14 protein-coding genes are annotated in these 16,008 nt (G+C 68.5%); 10 read left to right on the top strand and 4 right to left on the bottom strand.

Going from position 1 to position 16,008, the window contains the following annotated elements; genetic code table 11:
- Window positions 1–96 precede the first annotated feature (96 nt).
- Window positions 97–489 carry a hemophore-related protein gene (locus AB0F41_RS11905; RefSeq protein ID WP_357422786.1) on the bottom strand — a complete coding sequence of 131 codons (393 nt, stop codon included), beginning with the start codon at window positions 487–489 and terminating at the stop codon, window positions 97–99.
- A gap of 97 nt (window positions 490–586) precedes the next feature.
- Window positions 587–2,527, bottom strand: coding sequence for an AMP-binding protein (locus AB0F41_RS11900; RefSeq protein ID WP_357422785.1), 1,941 nt, complete (start codon window positions 2,525–2,527; stop codon window positions 587–589).
- A gap of 313 nt (window positions 2,528–2,840) precedes the next feature.
- Here AB0F41_RS11900 and AB0F41_RS11895 point away from each other — a divergent pair, with 313 nt between their 5' ends.
- The 5 genes from AB0F41_RS11895 to AB0F41_RS11875 all read left to right on the top strand — a co-directional run bounded on the left by AB0F41_RS11895 (window position 2,841) and on the right by AB0F41_RS11875 (window position 9,534).
- Window positions 2,841–6,515: an ATP-binding protein gene (locus AB0F41_RS11895; RefSeq protein WP_357422784.1), complete on the top strand. Its 3,675-nt coding sequence runs from the start codon at window positions 2,841–2,843 to the stop codon at window positions 6,513–6,515.
- A complete protein-coding gene (locus AB0F41_RS11890) occupies window positions 6,512–6,925 on the top strand; it encodes a roadblock/LC7 domain-containing protein (protein WP_030522784.1) in 414 nt (137 codons plus the stop codon). The genes AB0F41_RS11895 and AB0F41_RS11890 overlap by 4 nt, the downstream gene beginning before the upstream one ends.
- Window positions 6,926–6,932: 7 nt before the next feature.
- Entirely contained in the window at window positions 6,933–7,307 is a 375-nt protein-coding gene (locus tag AB0F41_RS11885) for a DUF742 domain-containing protein (protein WP_357422783.1), read from the top strand.
- Window positions 7,288–7,890: an ATP/GTP-binding protein gene (locus AB0F41_RS11880; RefSeq protein ID WP_357422782.1), complete on the top strand. Its 603-nt coding sequence runs from the start codon at window positions 7,288–7,290 to the stop codon at window positions 7,888–7,890. Before AB0F41_RS11885 ends, AB0F41_RS11880 begins: the two co-directional genes overlap by 20 nt.
- A gap of 72 nt (window positions 7,891–7,962) precedes the next feature.
- A complete protein-coding gene (locus AB0F41_RS11875; protein ID WP_357422781.1) occupies window positions 7,963–9,534 on the top strand; it encodes a carboxyl transferase domain-containing protein in 1,572 nt (523 codons plus the stop codon).
- A gap of 79 nt (window positions 9,535–9,613) precedes the next feature.
- Here the strand turns inward: AB0F41_RS11875 and AB0F41_RS11870 are convergent, their stop codons facing one another.
- The gene (locus tag AB0F41_RS11870; protein ID WP_357422780.1) at window positions 9,614–10,162 is read right to left on the bottom strand and encodes a hypothetical protein; all 549 of its coding nucleotides are present in this window, start codon (window positions 10,160–10,162) and stop codon (window positions 9,614–9,616) included.
- Entirely contained in the window at window positions 10,159–10,437 is a 279-nt protein-coding gene (locus tag AB0F41_RS11865; RefSeq protein WP_357422779.1) for a helix-turn-helix transcriptional regulator, read from the bottom strand. Before AB0F41_RS11865 ends, AB0F41_RS11870 begins: the two co-directional genes overlap by 4 nt.
- Before the next feature lie 117 nt (window positions 10,438–10,554).
- Between AB0F41_RS11865 and AB0F41_RS11860 the strand changes: the two genes are divergently transcribed.
- The 5 genes from AB0F41_RS11860 to AB0F41_RS11840 all read left to right on the top strand — a co-directional run bounded on the left by AB0F41_RS11860 (window position 10,555) and on the right by AB0F41_RS11840 (window position 15,971).
- Complete coding sequence (locus AB0F41_RS11860; RefSeq protein ID WP_357422778.1) at window positions 10,555–11,412, top strand: aldo/keto reductase; 858 nt, start codon at window positions 10,555–10,557, stop codon at window positions 11,410–11,412.
- Between the two features lie 143 nt (window positions 11,413–11,555).
- Complete coding sequence (locus AB0F41_RS11855) at window positions 11,556–12,281, top strand: enoyl-CoA hydratase (protein WP_357422777.1); 726 nt, start codon at window positions 11,556–11,558, stop codon at window positions 12,279–12,281.
- Window positions 12,281–13,426 (top strand): MBL fold metallo-hydrolase, encoded by a 1,146-nt coding sequence (locus AB0F41_RS11850; protein WP_357422776.1) that lies wholly within the window; start codon window positions 12,281–12,283, stop codon window positions 13,424–13,426. The genes AB0F41_RS11855 and AB0F41_RS11850 overlap by 1 nt, the downstream gene beginning before the upstream one ends.
- 35 nt (window positions 13,427–13,461) lie before the next feature.
- Window positions 13,462–13,701, top strand: coding sequence for an antitoxin (locus AB0F41_RS11845; RefSeq protein ID WP_357422775.1), 240 nt, complete (start codon window positions 13,462–13,464; stop codon window positions 13,699–13,701).
- A gap of 50 nt (window positions 13,702–13,751) precedes the next feature.
- Window positions 13,752–15,971 carry an ATP-dependent DNA ligase gene (locus AB0F41_RS11840; RefSeq protein ID WP_357422774.1) on the top strand — a complete coding sequence of 740 codons (2,220 nt, stop codon included), beginning with the start codon at window positions 13,752–13,754 and terminating at the stop codon, window positions 15,969–15,971.
- Window positions 15,972–16,008: the final 37 nt, after the last annotated feature.

The raw sequence follows: 16,008 nt of genomic DNA, 5'->3' as shown, positions 1-16,008 counted from the left end.
CAGTGCTCGAAGCGCATGTGGCGAAGCCACGAGTCTCGAGCGCTGACAGCAGACGCTCAGGGGGCCGAACCCCGCGCGCGCCAGCGCGCCAATAATTCAGTAGCTCTGGCAGGTATCTGCTACGCGCTGGAGGGTGGCCTGGAGCTGCTGGGAGCGGGGGTCGTTCTGGGCCTGCTGGGCGGCTTGCGGGTTCTGTTCGATGTACTGCTGTAGTTCGGCGCGGCGTTGTTCGACGGGCTGGTCGAACTTCGTTTGCAGCTGGGACTTGAGGTCGGGGTTGTTGTCCAGCATCGTCGCCAGTTCGGGGGCCTGGTCGTGGAGGGCGGCGTCGACCTGGGCGAAGGAGCATTCGCTGGTCAGCAGTGGTTCGGCCATTTCCAGTGGGCCCGCCGAGGCGACGGCGGGGCTGAGGAATGCCGCGGCCGCCGCGCCGAGGGTGAGGGCGGTGAGGCCGAAGGTGCCGCGCTTGCGGGTCGTGGAGAGTGCCATGGGGATTACTGCCTCCTACGGTGTCGTGTCGAGCCGTGTTCGGCTCGCGGACTCCTCAGACCGTATTGGCCGGTGTTGGCCGATCTCTGAGATTTTCTTAAGAGGAGTTTGTGTCTTGCGGGTGCCGGACGATCCTGGCGAGTTGTTCGAGGACAGTGGGATCTTCGATGGTGGAGGGAGTTTCGTAGTTTTCGCCCGCCGTCATCTGCCGGAGGGTCTTTCTCAGGATTTTGCCGGAGCGGGTCTTGGGCAGCGCCGGGACCACCACGGCGTCGTGGAGTCCGGCGATCGGGCCGATCTGGGTGCGGACTCGTGCACTCAATTCTTCACGCAGAGTTTCGATATCGATCACGGCATCGGATTTGAGTACGACGTAAGCGATGGGCCGTTGTCCTTTGAGCTCATCGGGAAGTCCGATCACCGCGCATTCGGCGACGGCTTCGTGCCCGGCGACGGCGGCTTCGATACTGCCGGCGGAAAGGCGGTGTCCGGCCATATTGATCACGTCGTCACTGCGTCCGAGGACGAAAAGGTATCCGTCCTCATCGAAATAGCCGGAGTCGCCGGTGAGGAAATGGCCGGGATAGGCCGAAAGATATGAACGTTTGTACCGTTCTTCGTCGTGCCATAGTCCGGTGAGCGCACCGGGCGGTAGCGGGAGGCCGATGACGATGGTGCCCTCGGTACCGGCCGCGACCGGGTTGCCGGAGGAATCCAGTACACGTAGCCGATAGCCCGGAACCGGCACCGACGCCGACCCGGGTTTGATCGGCAGCCGCTGCAGTCCGAGCGGGTTGGCGCAGATCGGCCAGCCGGTCTCGGTCTGCCACCAGTGGTCGACCACCGGGCAGTCGTCGCGGCCGTCCAGCAGGGTTTCCGCCGCCCAGTGGTAGGTGGCCGGATCGAGCCGTTCACCGGCGCAGAACAGCGCCTGCAGTGAGGTGAGATCGTGTTCGCGGGCCATGGTCGCCGAGGGGTCGGCGCGGCGGATGGCCCGGAGTGCCGTGGGGGCGGTGAACAGCGCGTTCACCTGATGTTTCGCGACCACCCGCCAGAAGGCGCCGGCGTCGGGGGTGCCGACCGGTTTGCCTTCGTAGAGCAGTGTGGTGGCGCCCGCCAGCAATGGCGCGTAGACGATGTAGGAGTGGCCGACCACCCAGCCCACATCGGAGGCCGCCCAGATCACCCGGCCCGGTCCGACGTCGTAGATGTTGCGCATGGACCAGGTGAGTGCGACCGCGTGCCCGCCGTTGTCGCGGACCACGCCTTTCGGTTTACCGGTGGTACCCGAGGTGTAGAGCACGTACAGCGGGTCGGTGGCCGCCACGGAGACGGGTGCGGCGTGGTCGGCACCGGATACGGCCTGGTCCCAGTCCGTCCAGCGCACGGCGTCGCCGGTGCCGGATTCCGGTTCGCCGGGGGCGAATTCGGCGCGGCGTTTCACCAGGACGGCGCGGGGCGCCCGGCTTTCGGTCAGTTCGAGCGCGCGCCGCACGATCGGCGGGTATTCGATCGTGCGACCGGGTTCCAGTCCGCCCGAGGCGGTGACGATCAGCACCGGTTCGGCGTCGTCGATGCGGGCTGCCAGTTCGGGTGCGGCGAAACCGCCGAACACCACCGAGTGCACCGCCCCGATCCGGGCGCAGGCCAGCATCGCGACCACCGCCTCGGGAATCATCGGCAGGTAGATCACCACCCGGTCACCGACGGTTACGCCGAGATCTCGCATCGCCCCGGCGCAGCGGGCGACCTCTTCGAGCAGTTCCGCGTAGCTGTAGGTCCGGCTGCCGGCGGTCATCGCGGATTCGTAGATCAGCGCCGGTTGCTCGGCCAGTCCGGCCGCCACATGGCGGTCCAGCGCGTTGTAGCAGGTATTGAGTCGAGCATCGGGAAACCAGCGCGATGTCTTGCGGTCGGTGTCGATCGCCTTCTCGGGGGGTATATCCCAGTCGATCGCGGATGCCGCGCGGGACCAGAACTCGGCCGGATCGACCAGGCTGGTCTGATAGACCGGTCGATACTCGTTCCTCGCGTTCACCCGTGCTCCCTAGCTCGCCGCAATCCCCGCCTCGATAGATCAGCACGATTGTGGCAGACTTCACGCGACCCCCAGTCGGGTGTCGCGACCATGGCTTATGCCTGTAACCGGCTGGTCAATGTGCGCGAACCCGGGCTGAGTACACCAAGAAGTTATTGATCCGTTAGAATCTGATGACACAAATTCGGTCCGTCGTAGACGCAATTTCTCGGCCAGCCGCGACCCACGGGCAGCTCCACCCGTCGAGCCACTATGCGAGTGTGGAGTTTCGCTGATGGTGCATGGCTGGGGCCAGGTTGGAAAGTGAGTGGGAATGCGTGACGCCGCTAGGTCCGGCACGAAGCGCTGGGCGCTGAGTAACTGGGACCTTCGCTGGAAGGTTACGGCCGTGCTGGCCGTGCCGTTGGCGGTCGCGGTCGGACTCGGCGTGTCCAGGATATCGGCGGAGTGGGGTGAGGCGAACCGGCTGGGCTCGGCTTCCGAGAACGTCAGCCTCGTACCCGCCGTCATCGATTTGAGTTCCGCCACGTCGACGGTCGCCGGCTCGCAGGCCATTTCCATCGCCCCGGGCCGGTCGCTGGTCACCGAGGACAACCTGACCGCTCTGGACGGCACGATCGCGGCGGCCGAGTCCGCGCTCGGCGATCTCGACGACGTACCCGCCGCCCACCAGGCGTTGTCGGAGATGATCGATCAGGCAAAGGGTGTACGTGCCGGAGGCACGGCGCCGTCGAATCTGCCGCCGGACGACGCGGTGGCCGTTCTCGAGTCCGCGCGTAACTCCGGTGTCCGTGCGGTCGAATCCATTCTGAGCGAGGTCAGCGACTCGTCCATCGACGCGGACAAACTGCGTCTGGCGGACGCGCTGAACCTGCGGGCCACCATGGTCGGTGAGATCACCGCGGCGGCCGAACTGCTGCGTAACCAGGAGTCCGGTGAGCAGGCCTACCTGACCGCGACCAACACCGAGCGCCAGCAGCTGAACATCCTGAGCCAGCGCTACAACGGCGAGGACCCGGATATCACGGTGCTGCGCCAGGGCATCGACTACCGCGCGGGTCTGCTGCAGACCCCGGAGGCGCAGGCGGGCCGCCTGCCGCTGGGCGAGGCCCGGCAATCGCTGCTGGACAGCACGGCCACCACCGACAAACTGATCAGCGAGGCCACCGGGGCGATCGACGACGGGGTGCGCGGCCTGGCCGATAAGGCCCTGTCCGACGCGGTCGTCTATTCGATCGTCGTGCTGCTGACGATTCTCGCGGCGCTGCTGCTGGCGGTGTTCGTGGCGCGGTCGATGATCGTGCCGCTGCACCGGCTGCGCCTGGCGGCGCTGCGCGTGGCCGAGAGCGATCTGCCCGACGAGGTAGCGCAACTGCGTACCGGCGCCTCGCCGGAAGAGGTGCCGCTGGAGCCGATGCCGATCCGCTCCGAGGAGGAGATCGGCCAGCTGGCTCGCGCCATCGACGATATCCACGGCCAGGCACTGCGTCTGGCCAGTGATCAGGCGCAGATGCGTTCCCAGGTCAACGATATGTTCGAGACTCTGGCCCGGCGCAGTAAATCGCTCGTCGACCATCAGCTCAGCCTCATCGAGGCGATGGAATACGACGAGAAGGATCCGCGCCTGCTGGAGAACCTCTTCCGGCTGGACCATCTCGCCGCGCGTATGCGCCGGAACGGCGACAACCTGCTGATTCTGGCCGGTACCAAACAGCGTCGCGCCAAATCCGCCCCGGTCGAGATCGCCGACGTCCTGCGCGCCGCGATCTCCGAGGTCGAGGACTACGAACGCGTCAAACTGGGCGCCACGCCCCGCGGTGCGCTGATCGAACCGGCCGCCTCGGATATGGCGCATCTGTTCGCCGAGCTGCTGGACAACGCGCTGCGTGCCTCGCCGCCGGAAACGGATGTGAAGTTCACCTTCGCGCAGGCACACGATCAGGGTCTGCTGATCGAGGTCGCCGACCGCGGTATCGGTATGCCGCCCAGCGAGATGGCCGAGATCAACCGCCGCCTGGAGAGCACCGCCGAGCCCGGCCCCGACACCGCACGTCATATGGGTCTGTTCGTGGTGGGCCGCCTCGCCGAACGGCACGGCCTGAATGTGCGGCTGCGGCCGACCTTCGATACCGCGCGCGATCCCGGTGTCACCGTCACCGTGCATGTGCCGATGAGCCTGATCGTGGCCGGCGAAACCCAGATCCTGCCGCTGGCGACCGGTTCGGGACCGCAGCCGCTGGTGCCCGCCGACACCGGTAAGAAGGCGAAGGAAGAGTCGCCGGACGAGGCCGCGGCCGCCGCGCTGCGCAACGCCGGTGGTTCGTCGATGCAGACCCGTGGGATCAGCCGCACCGCGGCCGGCAACATGATGGTCACCGTCGACCCCGGGATGAGCGGCCCGCTGCCCGCGGTCGAGCGTCCGAAGCCGCCGGAGCGCCCGGCCGGCCCCGCGCCGACGGGTCCGGGTGGACTGCCGCAGCGCCAGCCCGGCACCGCGATGCCCGCCGGAACGCGCGAGGGCGAAGGGATCACCAGCCTTCGTCAGGCGAGCGCGGGCAGCGCTCCGCAGCGCGGCAAACTGGCCGCCGCCAACTTGCCGAAACGCAATGTGGGTCCGGGCGGCGGTGCCACCCCGACTCTGCCGCCGCGTACCCCGGGTGACTCCTCGGCCGGCGGACCTCCGCCCCGCGAGACCTCGCCCGGCCCCGGCGGACTACCGCAGCGCCAGACGAGTGCCGGGGGCCCCGCGCAGCCGGGCTCGGGTGGACTACCGCAGCGTCAGCCGGGCGTGAACGGCGCTCCGGCCAACCGGCAGGCACCCCCGGCCCGCCCGGAGGCCGAGCGTCCCGCCGAGTCTCCGTCCGATACCGCCGCCGCGCCGCCGCGCCCCGCCGGGCCGCTGCCGTCGCGTCAACCGGGCCAGACGGGTCCGAGCGGTTTGCCGCAGCGCGGTTCCGGCGGTCTGCCGCAGCGTGATTCGAGTGGTCTGCCGCAGCGTGATTCGAGTGGTCTGCCGCAGCGTGATTCGAGTGGTCTGCCGCAGCGTGATGCCGGTGCCAACGGCGCACCGACTCGGGATGCGGGTGGTTCCGGTCTGCCGCAACGTGGTTCGGCTTCGAACGAGCCGCCACGACGTGACCGGCCCCCGCGGCCCGCGGCCGATACCGCCTCCGGTGGTCTGCCGACCCGGCGGGAACCCGCGTCGAACGGTCTGCCCTCCCGCGAATCCTCCGGCGAATTGCCCGTCCAGCGTGATCCCTCCGCGGGCCTGCCCTCCCGCCGCGATACGCCCGGCACCGGCCTGCCCCGGCGTCCCGCGCCCGGCGGTGGGCTACCGCAGCGCGGCGCCCCGGCCGAGAACGGTCTGCCCACACGGGAATCCACCGGTGGTCTGCCCCAGCGTGACGCGGCCCCGCGCCGGCGTTCCGCCGAACCCGGTGGTCTGCCGCAGCGTGAACCGGGCGGATACACGGCCGAACGGTTCGACAACCCGCCCGGGGTGGCCCTGCCCCGGGAACCCGAACCCGGGCCGGACGCCGCGTCCTCGCGGGAGCCCGGGCGGCACAGCTACAAATCGAATCCGGCGAAAGCGGCGTCGTTCTTCCAGACGCGGCTGCAGCCGGCCGAGGAACCCGACAGCATCATGGGCGGGACGCCCATCTTCGCGGAGATGATGTCGGCATGGCTGTCGGATTCGGATACCGATCGCTCCCAGGCCGTCGCATCCTTCGATTCCCCCGGTGACGAGGGCTGGACAGCGGCCCGTCGGGCCAGCGAGGCCGAACCCGAGACCCGTACCGCGGCCGGTTTGCCGCAGCGTAACCCGGGCGGCCGGTTGGTACCCGGCGCCATCAACGGGGCTCAGGAGCGTACGCCGAGTCGCAATCCCGACACGATCCGGTCTAGTTTGAGTCGGCACCAGCAAGGTGTTCGGGATGGCCGTGCAATGAGAGCAATGAACCTAACCGGAGACAAAGGAGACCGATGAACCCCGAACTAGGTGGTACGAACCGTCAGTTGGATTGGCTGGTTTCGAACTTCGCAGGCGAGGTTCCTGGCGTAGCCCATGCCGTTCTGGTTTCGGCCGACGGCCTGCTGATGGCGGCGAGTGCCCAGCTACCGGTCGACCGGGCCGAACAGCTCTCCGCTGTCACGGCCGGCCTGGCCAGTCTCTCGGTGGGTGTGTCCAATCTGTTCGAAGGCGGCACGGTACTGCAGTCCGTCGTGGAAATGGAGCACGGCTACCTGCTGCTGATGGCGGTGGGTGACGGCTCCTATCTCGCGGTCCTGACCAATACGTCCTGCGATATCGGACAGGTCGGCTACGAGATGGCGTTGTTGGTCGAACGCGTAGGCCAGACAGTCCAGGCCACTCCGCGCGTCACAATGGGTTCCTGATGGTGGGATGGACATAGAGGATCACCGCGTGGGAGGCTCCGAGCCCAGTCTCGTGCGCCCGTACTCGCTCACTGCCGGTCGGACCAGGCCCAAGATCGAGTTGGCGCTCGAGGCTCTCGTCGCGTCCCATCCCATATCGCTCGAACGCCAGTACGAACTGAGCAATATCGAAAACTCGATAGTCGAGCTGTGCAGGGAGTCGCCGTCGGTCGCCGAACTCGCGGCTCGACTGGGTATACCGATCGGGGTGGCGCGGGTACTTGTAGCGGACCTGATCGAAGCCGGGCATGTCCGCGTTTCGGCGACATTGAAAGACGATTCCAGCGACGATGAACGTCGCGAGCTGATCGAAAGGGTTCTCAGTGGACTCCGGCGTATATGATTCGACCGCACAGGTCGATACCCGCCTCAGCAAGCCGACCTCGGCGAAGATCGTGGTGGCAGGTGGGTTCGGCGTGGGCAAAACGACGCTGGTGGGGGCAGTTTCGGAAATCGTCCCGTTGAGAACCGAGGCTCTGGTGACCAACGCCAGCGCCGGGATCGACAGTCTCGCGGGTATCGAGAGCAAATCCACCACCACGGTTGCGATGGACTTCGGCCGGATCAGCCTGGCCGAGGATCTGGTGCTGTACCTGTTCGGCACCCCGGGCCAGTACCGGTTCTGGTTCATGTGGGACGACCTCATCCGCGGTGCGATCGGTGCGGTGGTGCTGATCGACACCCGGCGGCTGGAGGACAGTTTCGCGGCGGTCGACTACTTCGAGGCGCGTAATCTGCCGTTCCTCGTGGCGCTCAACCAGTTCGACGATGCCCCGATGTATCCGATCGAGGACATCCGCCAGGCCCTGGCCGTTCCCGCCGATGTGCCGATCATGCCGATCGACGCGCGGCGCCGGGAACCGGCGAAGGAAGCCCTCGTGCGGCTGACCGAGTATGCGCTGCAGAAGGTCACTCGCGGCTACTGAGCCGGCTCGCGCCATACTGGTCGGCGTGCCGGTGGGACCTCCGACGATACCGGGCGATCCTGCGGTCGCCGGATGACGCGCGGCTCGGGGCGGCTCGGTGCCCGGGAATTCCTCGATACGTTGCTCGATCCGGGCACGTTTGTGAGCTGGGACGCGCCGCCACTGCCGGTGGCGCGGACCGAGGGCTACCGGTCCGCCTTGTCCGGGGCGGCTGCCGCGGCGGGCACCGACGAAGCGGTACTCACCGGCGAGGGCCTGCTCCGGGGACGCCGTATCGCGGTGATCGCGTGCGAGTTCGCGTTTCTGGCCGGGTCGATCGGGGTCGCGGCGGCCGAACGGGTGGTGTCGGCTGTCGAGCGGGCGACCGCGTCGGGGCTGCCGCTGGTGGCGTCACCGACCTCCGGCGGTACCCGGATGCAGGAGGGCACCCTCGCTTTCGTGCAGATGGTGAAGATCGCGGGCGCCGTCGCCGCGCACAAGTCCGCCGGTCATCCGTATGTGGTGTATCTGCGTAATCCGACCATGGGCGGGGTGTTCGCGTCCTGGGGGTCGCTCGGGCATATCACCTTCGCCGAACCGGGAGCGCTCATCGGGTTCCTCGGGCCGCGGGTGTACGAGGCGCTGTACGACCGGCCGTTTCCGGAGGGCGTGCAGGTCGCGGAGAACCTGTACCGCACCGGGGTGATCGACGGGGTTGTCGATGTGACGGTGTTCCGGCGTATCGCGCACCGGGCTCTGAGTGTGTTCAGCGGTGCCGTGCGGATACCGGACACTCCGGTCGGCGCACGGTCGGCCGCCGTCGAGACCGCCGTGCCCGCCGACGCCTGGGAGTCGGTGCTCATCTCGCGGCGTCCGGATCGCCCGGGGCTGCGCGATCTGCTGCGCCGGGCCACCCAGCGCGTACCGCTCAGCGGTACCGGCCAGGGTGATACCGACCGGACGGCGGTGCTGGCCCTGGCGCGGTTCCGGGGGTGGCCCTGCGTGGTGTTCGGTCACGACCGCACCAACCAGGATCCCGAGCACACAATGGGTCCCGCCGCGTTGCGGGAGGCCCGCCGCAGTATGCAGTTGGCGGCCGAACTCGGACTTCCGCTGGTCCTGGTGATCGATACGATCGGCGCCGCGCTGTCGAAGGAGGCCGAGGAACGCGGGCTGGCCCCGGAGATCGCCCGCTGCCTGGCCGATCTGGTGACCCTGGACACCCCCACTGTTTCGGTACTGCTCGGCCAGGGGACCGGTGGCGGCGCGCTGGCGCTGTTGCCCGCCGACCGCGTTCTCGCCGCGACGCACGGATGGCTCGCGCCGCTGCCGCCGGAGGGGGCCAGCGCCATCGTGCACCGCGATATCGGACACGCGCCGGAACTGGCTGCGGCGCAGCGTATCCGGTCCACCGATCTGCTGGCAGACGGGATCGTGGATCGTATCGTTCCCGAATATCCCGATGCCGCGGACGAACCGGTCGATTTCGCCCGCCGCATGGTGGCGGCGATCGGCGCGGAACTGGCCGGGCTCGCCGGGCAGTCGCCGGCCGAACTGCGAGCGACCCGGCGACGCCGGTATCGCCGGTTGGGGATACCCGGAGGAGCGCCCACCCGGCCGCCGGAACCCGCTCCCGGCGAGGTATTCCGGATCCGGCCCGAGTAAAGAGGCCCCGACACTGGCCGGGGCCTCGATATCACCGCTGCGGAACCGTGTGGACCGGGCCGTATCGGACCGGCCGCACTCAGTCTTCCGGTTCGGGATCGGATTTGGTCCAGGCCAGGATCATGGCGGGCGCGCATCCGCCGGCCAGCAGGGTCGCCAGGGCCATGACCCCGCCCGCGTATGCGGTGCGGGAGGCGTCGGCGTCCGGGAACAGCGCGCCGCTCCAGACGAGATACATCACCGGGAACACCGCTAGGACCTGGGTGATCGTCAACCCCAGCGACCGGGCGGTTTCGCGCTGCGCGAATTCCAGCTCGTCCAGGGTGTCCGCCGGTGCGTTGTCCTGGGCGTCGGCGACGATCCGCACCATGGTCCACGCGGGCAGGAAGACCAGTGCCGCGAGCCCGCCCAGCAGGGCGGCCCAGCCGAGTCCGAAAGCGCATAGGACACCGGCGAGGAACATCAGGCCGAGGGCCGCGATCGTGATGACCACCAGGGTTCGGCGGCGCCGGGTGGTGCGCCAGCCGGGAAGCATTCCGGCGATCTGTTTTTCCCGGACGAGCCAGCGCCGGACGCGGTAGGCCCGGTATCGGTCGAGCAGGGTGGTGGGTTCGGCGGCAGCGGTCATGACTGCTGTCCTTTCTCGCGGGAGTACACCTCGGCCGACAAGGGCGTGAATTCGGTGCGGGAGAACACCGCCTCCACCGGGAGGCCGAACACCGCGCAGATGCGCAGGGCCAGGTCCAGGCTCGGGTAGTGGTTGCCGCGTTCGAGCGCGCCGATCGTCTGGGGGTTGACGTCGACTGCCTCGGCCAGGGCGGCGCGCGACATCCGGTGCTCCGCCCGCAGTACGGCGATCCGGTTGAATATCGGTAGAGTTTCCCCGCGTCTTACTGGGCTCACGCAATGAAGTGTTGTGAAAACACAACGATATGTCAAGTTGACCGAAGATGCGGTGCGGAGTGAACACGGGCCGGGTCTTCGTTGACCTGCCGCCGAACCGCTTCTACCGTCGGAACGGTGACCACCAATCGTGAGACCGGTGTTGTTCCTCCCATCGTCCTGAACGACGGCAGCCTGATGCCGCAGCTCGGGTTCGGGGTATTCCAGGTCCCGGCGGAAGAGGTCGTCGATACGGTGACGGCAGCCCTGCGGACCGGGTACCGCAGTATCGACACCGCCGCGGCCTACCAGAACGAGGAGGGCACCGGCCGGGCCATCCGGCAGTTCGGGCTGCCCCGCGACGAGGTCTTCGTCACCACGAAACTCTGGAACGCCGATCAGGGCTACGACTCCACCCTGCGCGCATTCGACGCGAGTCTGAAGCGGCTGGGCCTGGAGTATCTGGATCTGTATCTCATCCACTGGCCGGTACCCGCCGCGGACCGCTTCGCCGACACTTTCCGCGCCTTCCAGCGACTCGCGGCCGACGGGCTGGTGCGCTCCATCGGCGTCTCCAACTTCCGGGTGCCCGATCTGGAGCGGGTCATCGCCGAAACCGGGCAGACCCCCTCGGTCAACCAGATCGAGCTGCACCCCGGGCTGATCCAGCGCGAACTCCGCGAGTACCACGCCGAACACGCCATCGCCACCGAGGCGTGGAGTCCGCTCGGCCAGGGCACCCTGCTCGGCGATCCGGTGGTCACCCGGATCGCCGGTGAGGTGGACCGTACGCCCGCGCAGGTGATCATCCGCTGGCATCTGCAGCTGGGCAATGTGGTGATCCCGAAATCGGTGACGCCCGCCCGGATCGAGGAGAACTTCGACGTCTTCGGGTTCGAACTGTCGGCCGAGCAGATGGCGGCCGTTTCCGGACTCGACACGGGGACCCGGATCGGACCCGATCCCGAGACCTTCGCGGCCGGACTGGAGAACTGAACTTCCACCCCCGCTGCCCCGGGTTCCGGACCCGGGGCGCCCGCTTCGCCTTACGCGAGCCGTTCGCACTCCTGTGGCAAAGTGGGCAGTAACCCATCGGTATCGGCTGTTGTATCGGATTCGTTCAGCGGGGAAGGACACACATGCTCGGGGTCAGCCGCGACGGCGACGTCGTCACGATCGAACTACAGCGGGAAGAACGGCGCAACGCGCTGAATCTGGACCTCGTCGTCCAGCTTCGCGACGCGCTGGCCCAGGCGCAGCGTGACGCCCGGGTGGTGGTCATCAGCGGCCGCGGTCCGGTCTTCAGCGCCGGCGCGGATCTGGACGGTGTGTACTCCACCGAATTCCTCGACGCGCTGCTGGACATGCTGCACGAGATCGAGTCCATGCCGCAGCCGGTGATCGCGGCGTTCAACGGGCCCGCCCTGGGGGCGGGAGTGCAGCTGGCGCTGGCGGCGGATCTGCGCGTCCTGCCGCCGGACTCGTACCTGGCGATACCCGCCGCCAAACTCGGCATCTCCGTGGACAGCTGGACCATTCGCAGGCTGGTCTCGCTGATCGGCGCCGGCCCGGCCCGCACGCTGCTGCTGGGGGCGGAACCGATCTCGGCCGCCGACGCCTATTCCTTCGGCTTCGCCAACCGCCTCGGCACTGTCGCCGATGCCCAGAGCTGGGCGAAATCCATCGCCGAACTGGCGCCACTGTCGCTGCGCCACCTGAAACTCGTGCTCAACGACGACGGCACCCGCGTCCCGTCCAACCAGATCGAGCACAAGGCACTGGAAGCCGCCTGGAACAGCGCGGACGCCGAAGAGGGCCGGCTGGCCCGCAAGGAGAAGCGGGCTCCGAAATTCCAGGGGCGCTGATGCGGCCGCGTACTGTTGCCACCGCGTTCGCGGGGCTGGCCGGAATGACGGTGGCCGGTTGGGTGCTGCGTGCCCTGGACGGGCTACCGGCGGCGCTGGGAGCCTCGGTATCCGCGATCGCGCCCACTGTCAGCGGTGCCCGCAGCTACCGCGACCGCCAGTTCCACAACACCGAACCGGCCTCGACGATCGTCATCCGCGACAATCCCGCCGGTCTGCTGTCGATGGTGACCGCCCTGCGCGCCGGTCGTCCGAAGGCCGCGGTGCCACTGGCCGAGCCGGAGCGGCCCGCCGCGGCCGGTGCGCTGGCCGTCACCTGGTACGGCCATGCCAGCGCACTGGTCGAGATCGACGGCTACCGAGTGCTCACCGATCCGGTGTGGAGCGAGCGGGTCTCGCCCTCCCGGCTGGTCGGCCCGAGCCGTATCCATCCGGTACCGGTGGATCTGGTGGATCTGCCGCAGGTGGACGCCGTGGTCATCTCGCACGACCACTACGACCACCTCGACGCCGATACCATCGCCACCCTGGTGGCCACCCAGCGCTCGGTATTCGTGGTCCCGCTCGGGGTCGGGGCGCATCTGCGGCATTGGGGTGTGCCCGATGCGCGCGTGATCGAATTGGATTGGGGTGGATCGTATTCGGTATCCGATCCCGAGGGGCAGCGCGGTGACCTGACCATCACCTGCGCCGAAGCGCGGCATTTCTCGGGTCGCGGTCTGGTCCGCAACACCACGCTGTGGGCGGGCTGGTCGCTGATCGGTCCGGAGCACCGGGCCTATTTCGGCGGTGATACCGGTTTCACCAAAGCTTTCGCCGCGACCGGTTCGCAGTCCGGCCCCTACGACCTCACCCTGCTGCCGATCGGCGCCTACGACCCGCACTGGTCCGATATCCATATGAACCCGGAGGAGGCGGTGCGCGCCCACGCCGATCTCTGCCAGGGCGATCCGGCCCGGGGTGTCTTGATCCCGATCCACTGGGCGACCTTCAATCTGGCGCCGCACCCGTGGGCCGAGCCGGTACACCGGCTGGTGGAGGCCGCCGCGGCCGCCGGCACCGCGATCGCGGTACCGCGACCCGGGCAGCGGCTCGATATCGCCGACCTCCCACCCATGCGTCCGTGGTGGGAAGATATGGAGTGAACGGTTCCGCACGGTGACAGGGAAGGAATCCGGCAATGAGCTTGATGGACAACCTGAAGAATCTGGTCGGTAAGGGCCAGGAAGTCGCGTCCAAGAACTCCGACAAGATCAACCAAGCGGTCGACAAGGCCGGCGATTTCGTCGACCAGAAGACCAAGGGCAAATACTCCGACAAGATCCAGAAGGGTAAGGAAGCCGCCCGCAAGGTGGTGCCACCGGACCAGCAGGGTGGCCCCGGGCAGCCGCCTACCCCGGGTTCGGGCCCGCGTCCGTGACCCGCGGCGGGGCGCCGGTCGGGGCCGGCGGCCCGCGGCGGTGATCCCGGGTGAACCGGAGTTTCGGGGGTGAACCGGGACAGCCGGATGTCGAGGTGCGGCTGAGCAACCTCGACAAGGTTCTCTACCCGGCGGCCGGTACCACCAAAGGCGAGGTCATCGACTACTACGCCGAGATCGCGCCGGCCATGCTGCCGCATATGGCCGGACGGCCCGTCACCCGGAAACGCTGGCCCAACGGCGTCGCCGAATCCTCCTTCTTCGAGAAGAACCTCGGAGCGGGCACTCCGTCGTGGCTGCCGCGCCGGGCACAGCGGCACTCCGGGCGCACCGTCACCTACCCGGTGATCGCCTCCCAGGCCGGGCTGGTCTGGCTGGGGCAGCAGGCGGCGCTGGAGGTGCACGTGCCGCAGTGGCGGTTCGACGGTGACGACAGCGGCCCGGCCACCCGCCTGGTCTTCGATCTCGACCCCGGGCCCGGCGCGGGGCTCGCCGAATGCGCGCGGGTCGCGCTCGGGGTCCGGGATATGGTCGGCGAGATCGGGCTGCGCGCCTATCCGCTGACCAGCGGGAGCAAGGGTATCCACCTCTACGTCCCGCTGGACCGGGTTCTCGGCCCGGGCGGGGCGTCGACGGTGGCCAAACAGGTGGCCACCAATCTCGAACGGCTGATGCCCGGGCTGGTGACCGCCACCATGGCGAAGAAAGTGCGGGCAGGCAAGGTCTTCCTGGACTGGAGTCAGAACAACCCGTCGAAAACGACGATCGCGCCGTATTCGCTGCGCGGGCGCGAGCAACCGAACGCCGCCGCCCCACGCAGCTGGGACGAGCTCGAGAACGCGGATGACCTGCGGCAGCTCCGGTTCGACGAGGTCCTCGAACGCTACCGGTCCGGTGGTGACCTGCTGGCCGGACTGGACCCGCCGATGGACGACGCCCTGACCCGATACCGCTCGATGCGCGACCCCGCGCGCACCCCCGAACCCGTACCCGTCCATTCGCCGCGCAGCGGCCCGGACAACCGCTATGTCGTGCACGAGCATCACGCCCGGCGGCTGCACTGGGATGTGCGGCTGGAACGCGACGGCGTGCTGGTGTCGTGGGCGGTGCCGAAGGGACCGCCGGACAGCCCGCGGCAGAACCGGCTCGCCGTGCACACCGAGGACCATCCGCTGGAGTACCTGGATTTCCGCGGCACCATCCCGGCGGGGGAGTACGGGGCGGGGGAGATGTCGGTATGGGATGCCGGCACCTATCGGGCCGAGAAATGGCGCGACGACGAGGTGATCGTGGTGCTACGCGGTGACCGGTTGCGCGGCCGGTACGCACTGATCCGCACCGAGGGCGATCAGTGGCTGATGCACCTGATGAAGGAGCAGCCGTCGCTCGGTGAACTGCCGCGCGGACTCACCCCGATGCTGGCCACCGCCGGCGAGGTCGACGGACTGCCGGAACCGGAGTGGGCGTTCGAGCGGAAATGGGACGGCTACCGGCTGCTGGTCGAAATCGACGCGGGCGAGATGCGGTTGCGCAGCCGGGCGGGTAACGATGTCACGGACCGCTATCCGCAACTGGCGGTGCTGGCCGAGGAGCTGGCCGAGCACCAGGTGGTGCTGGACGGGGAGATCATCGTGCGGGGTCCGGACGGTGCGGTGAATATCGCACTGCTGAAGGCGAATCCGCGGCGGGCGGAGTTCCTGGCGTTCGACCTGCTGTACCTGGACGGCACCGCACTGCTGCGCAAACGCTACCGCGACCGCCGGCAGGTGCTGGAGGCGCTCGCCGCGACGAGCCCCGCGCTGCGGGTGCCGCCGCGCTATGCGGGCAGCGGCCGGGACGCGCTGCGGCAGAGCCGTGACGAGGGGGCCGAGGGGGTGGTCGCGAAACGGATGGATTCGGTGTACCTGCCCGGGACCCGCGGGCACGCCTGGGTGAAATACCGCAATTGGCGGACCCAGGAGGTGGTGGTGGGCGGTATGCGGCGCAGCAAGGCGCGCCCGTTCGCGTCCCTGCTGGTGGGGGTGCCCGGACCGGACGGGCTGGTGTACGCCGGACGGGTGGGCACCGGTTTCGGCGACGCGGCGATGGATGAACTGGCGGGACGGCTGCGCCGGCTGGAACGTAAGACCAGCCCGTTCATCAACGAGATGACCCGGGACGAGTGCCGGGACGTGATGTGGGTGACTCCGAAGGTCGAAGGCAGTGTGCGGTACATGGATTGGACCGACGGCGGCCGCTTCTGGCATCCCGCCTGGCTGGGCGAATTGTGATGGTCGGCGCCACCCGGACGCCCCGCACGCAGGCTTT

This window comes from Nocardia sp. NPDC024068 (assembly GCF_040638875.1).
In the GTDB taxonomy this organism is placed as follows: domain Bacteria; phylum Actinomycetota; class Actinomycetes; order Mycobacteriales; family Mycobacteriaceae; genus Nocardia.
The sequence above is the reverse complement of the archived record's forward strand: the minus strand, read 5'-3'. Positions and strand labels throughout refer to the sequence as shown.

What these genes read in the sequence shown, in the direction of transcription:
- AB0F41_RS11875 (WP_357422781.1), top strand. Translation starts at nt 7,963, where the DNA reads ATGACGCGCGGCTCGGGGCGGCTCGGTGCCCGGGAATTCCTCGATACG.
- AB0F41_RS11845 (WP_357422775.1), top strand. Translation starts at nt 13,462, where the DNA reads ATGAGCTTGATGGACAACCTGAAGAATCTGGTCGGTAAGGGCCAGGAA.
- AB0F41_RS11895 (WP_357422784.1), top strand. Translation starts at nt 2,841, where the DNA reads ATGCGTGACGCCGCTAGGTCCGGCACGAAGCGCTGGGCGCTGAGTAAC.
- AB0F41_RS11890 (WP_030522784.1), top strand. Translation starts at nt 6,512, where the DNA reads ATGAACCCCGAACTAGGTGGTACGAACCGTCAGTTGGATTGGCTGGTT.
- AB0F41_RS11850 (WP_357422776.1), top strand. Translation starts at nt 12,281, where the DNA reads ATGCGGCCGCGTACTGTTGCCACCGCGTTCGCGGGGCTGGCCGGAATG.
- AB0F41_RS11905 (WP_357422786.1), bottom strand. Translation starts at nt 489, where the DNA reads ATGGCACTCTCCACGACCCGCAAGCGCGGCACCTTCGGCCTCACCGCC.
- AB0F41_RS11870 (WP_357422780.1), bottom strand. Translation starts at nt 10,162, where the DNA reads ATGACCGCTGCCGCCGAACCCACCACCCTGCTCGACCGATACCGGGCC.
- AB0F41_RS11885 (WP_357422783.1), top strand. Translation starts at nt 6,933, where the DNA reads ATGGACATAGAGGATCACCGCGTGGGAGGCTCCGAGCCCAGTCTCGTG.
- AB0F41_RS11855 (WP_357422777.1), top strand. Translation starts at nt 11,556, where the DNA reads ATGCTCGGGGTCAGCCGCGACGGCGACGTCGTCACGATCGAACTACAG.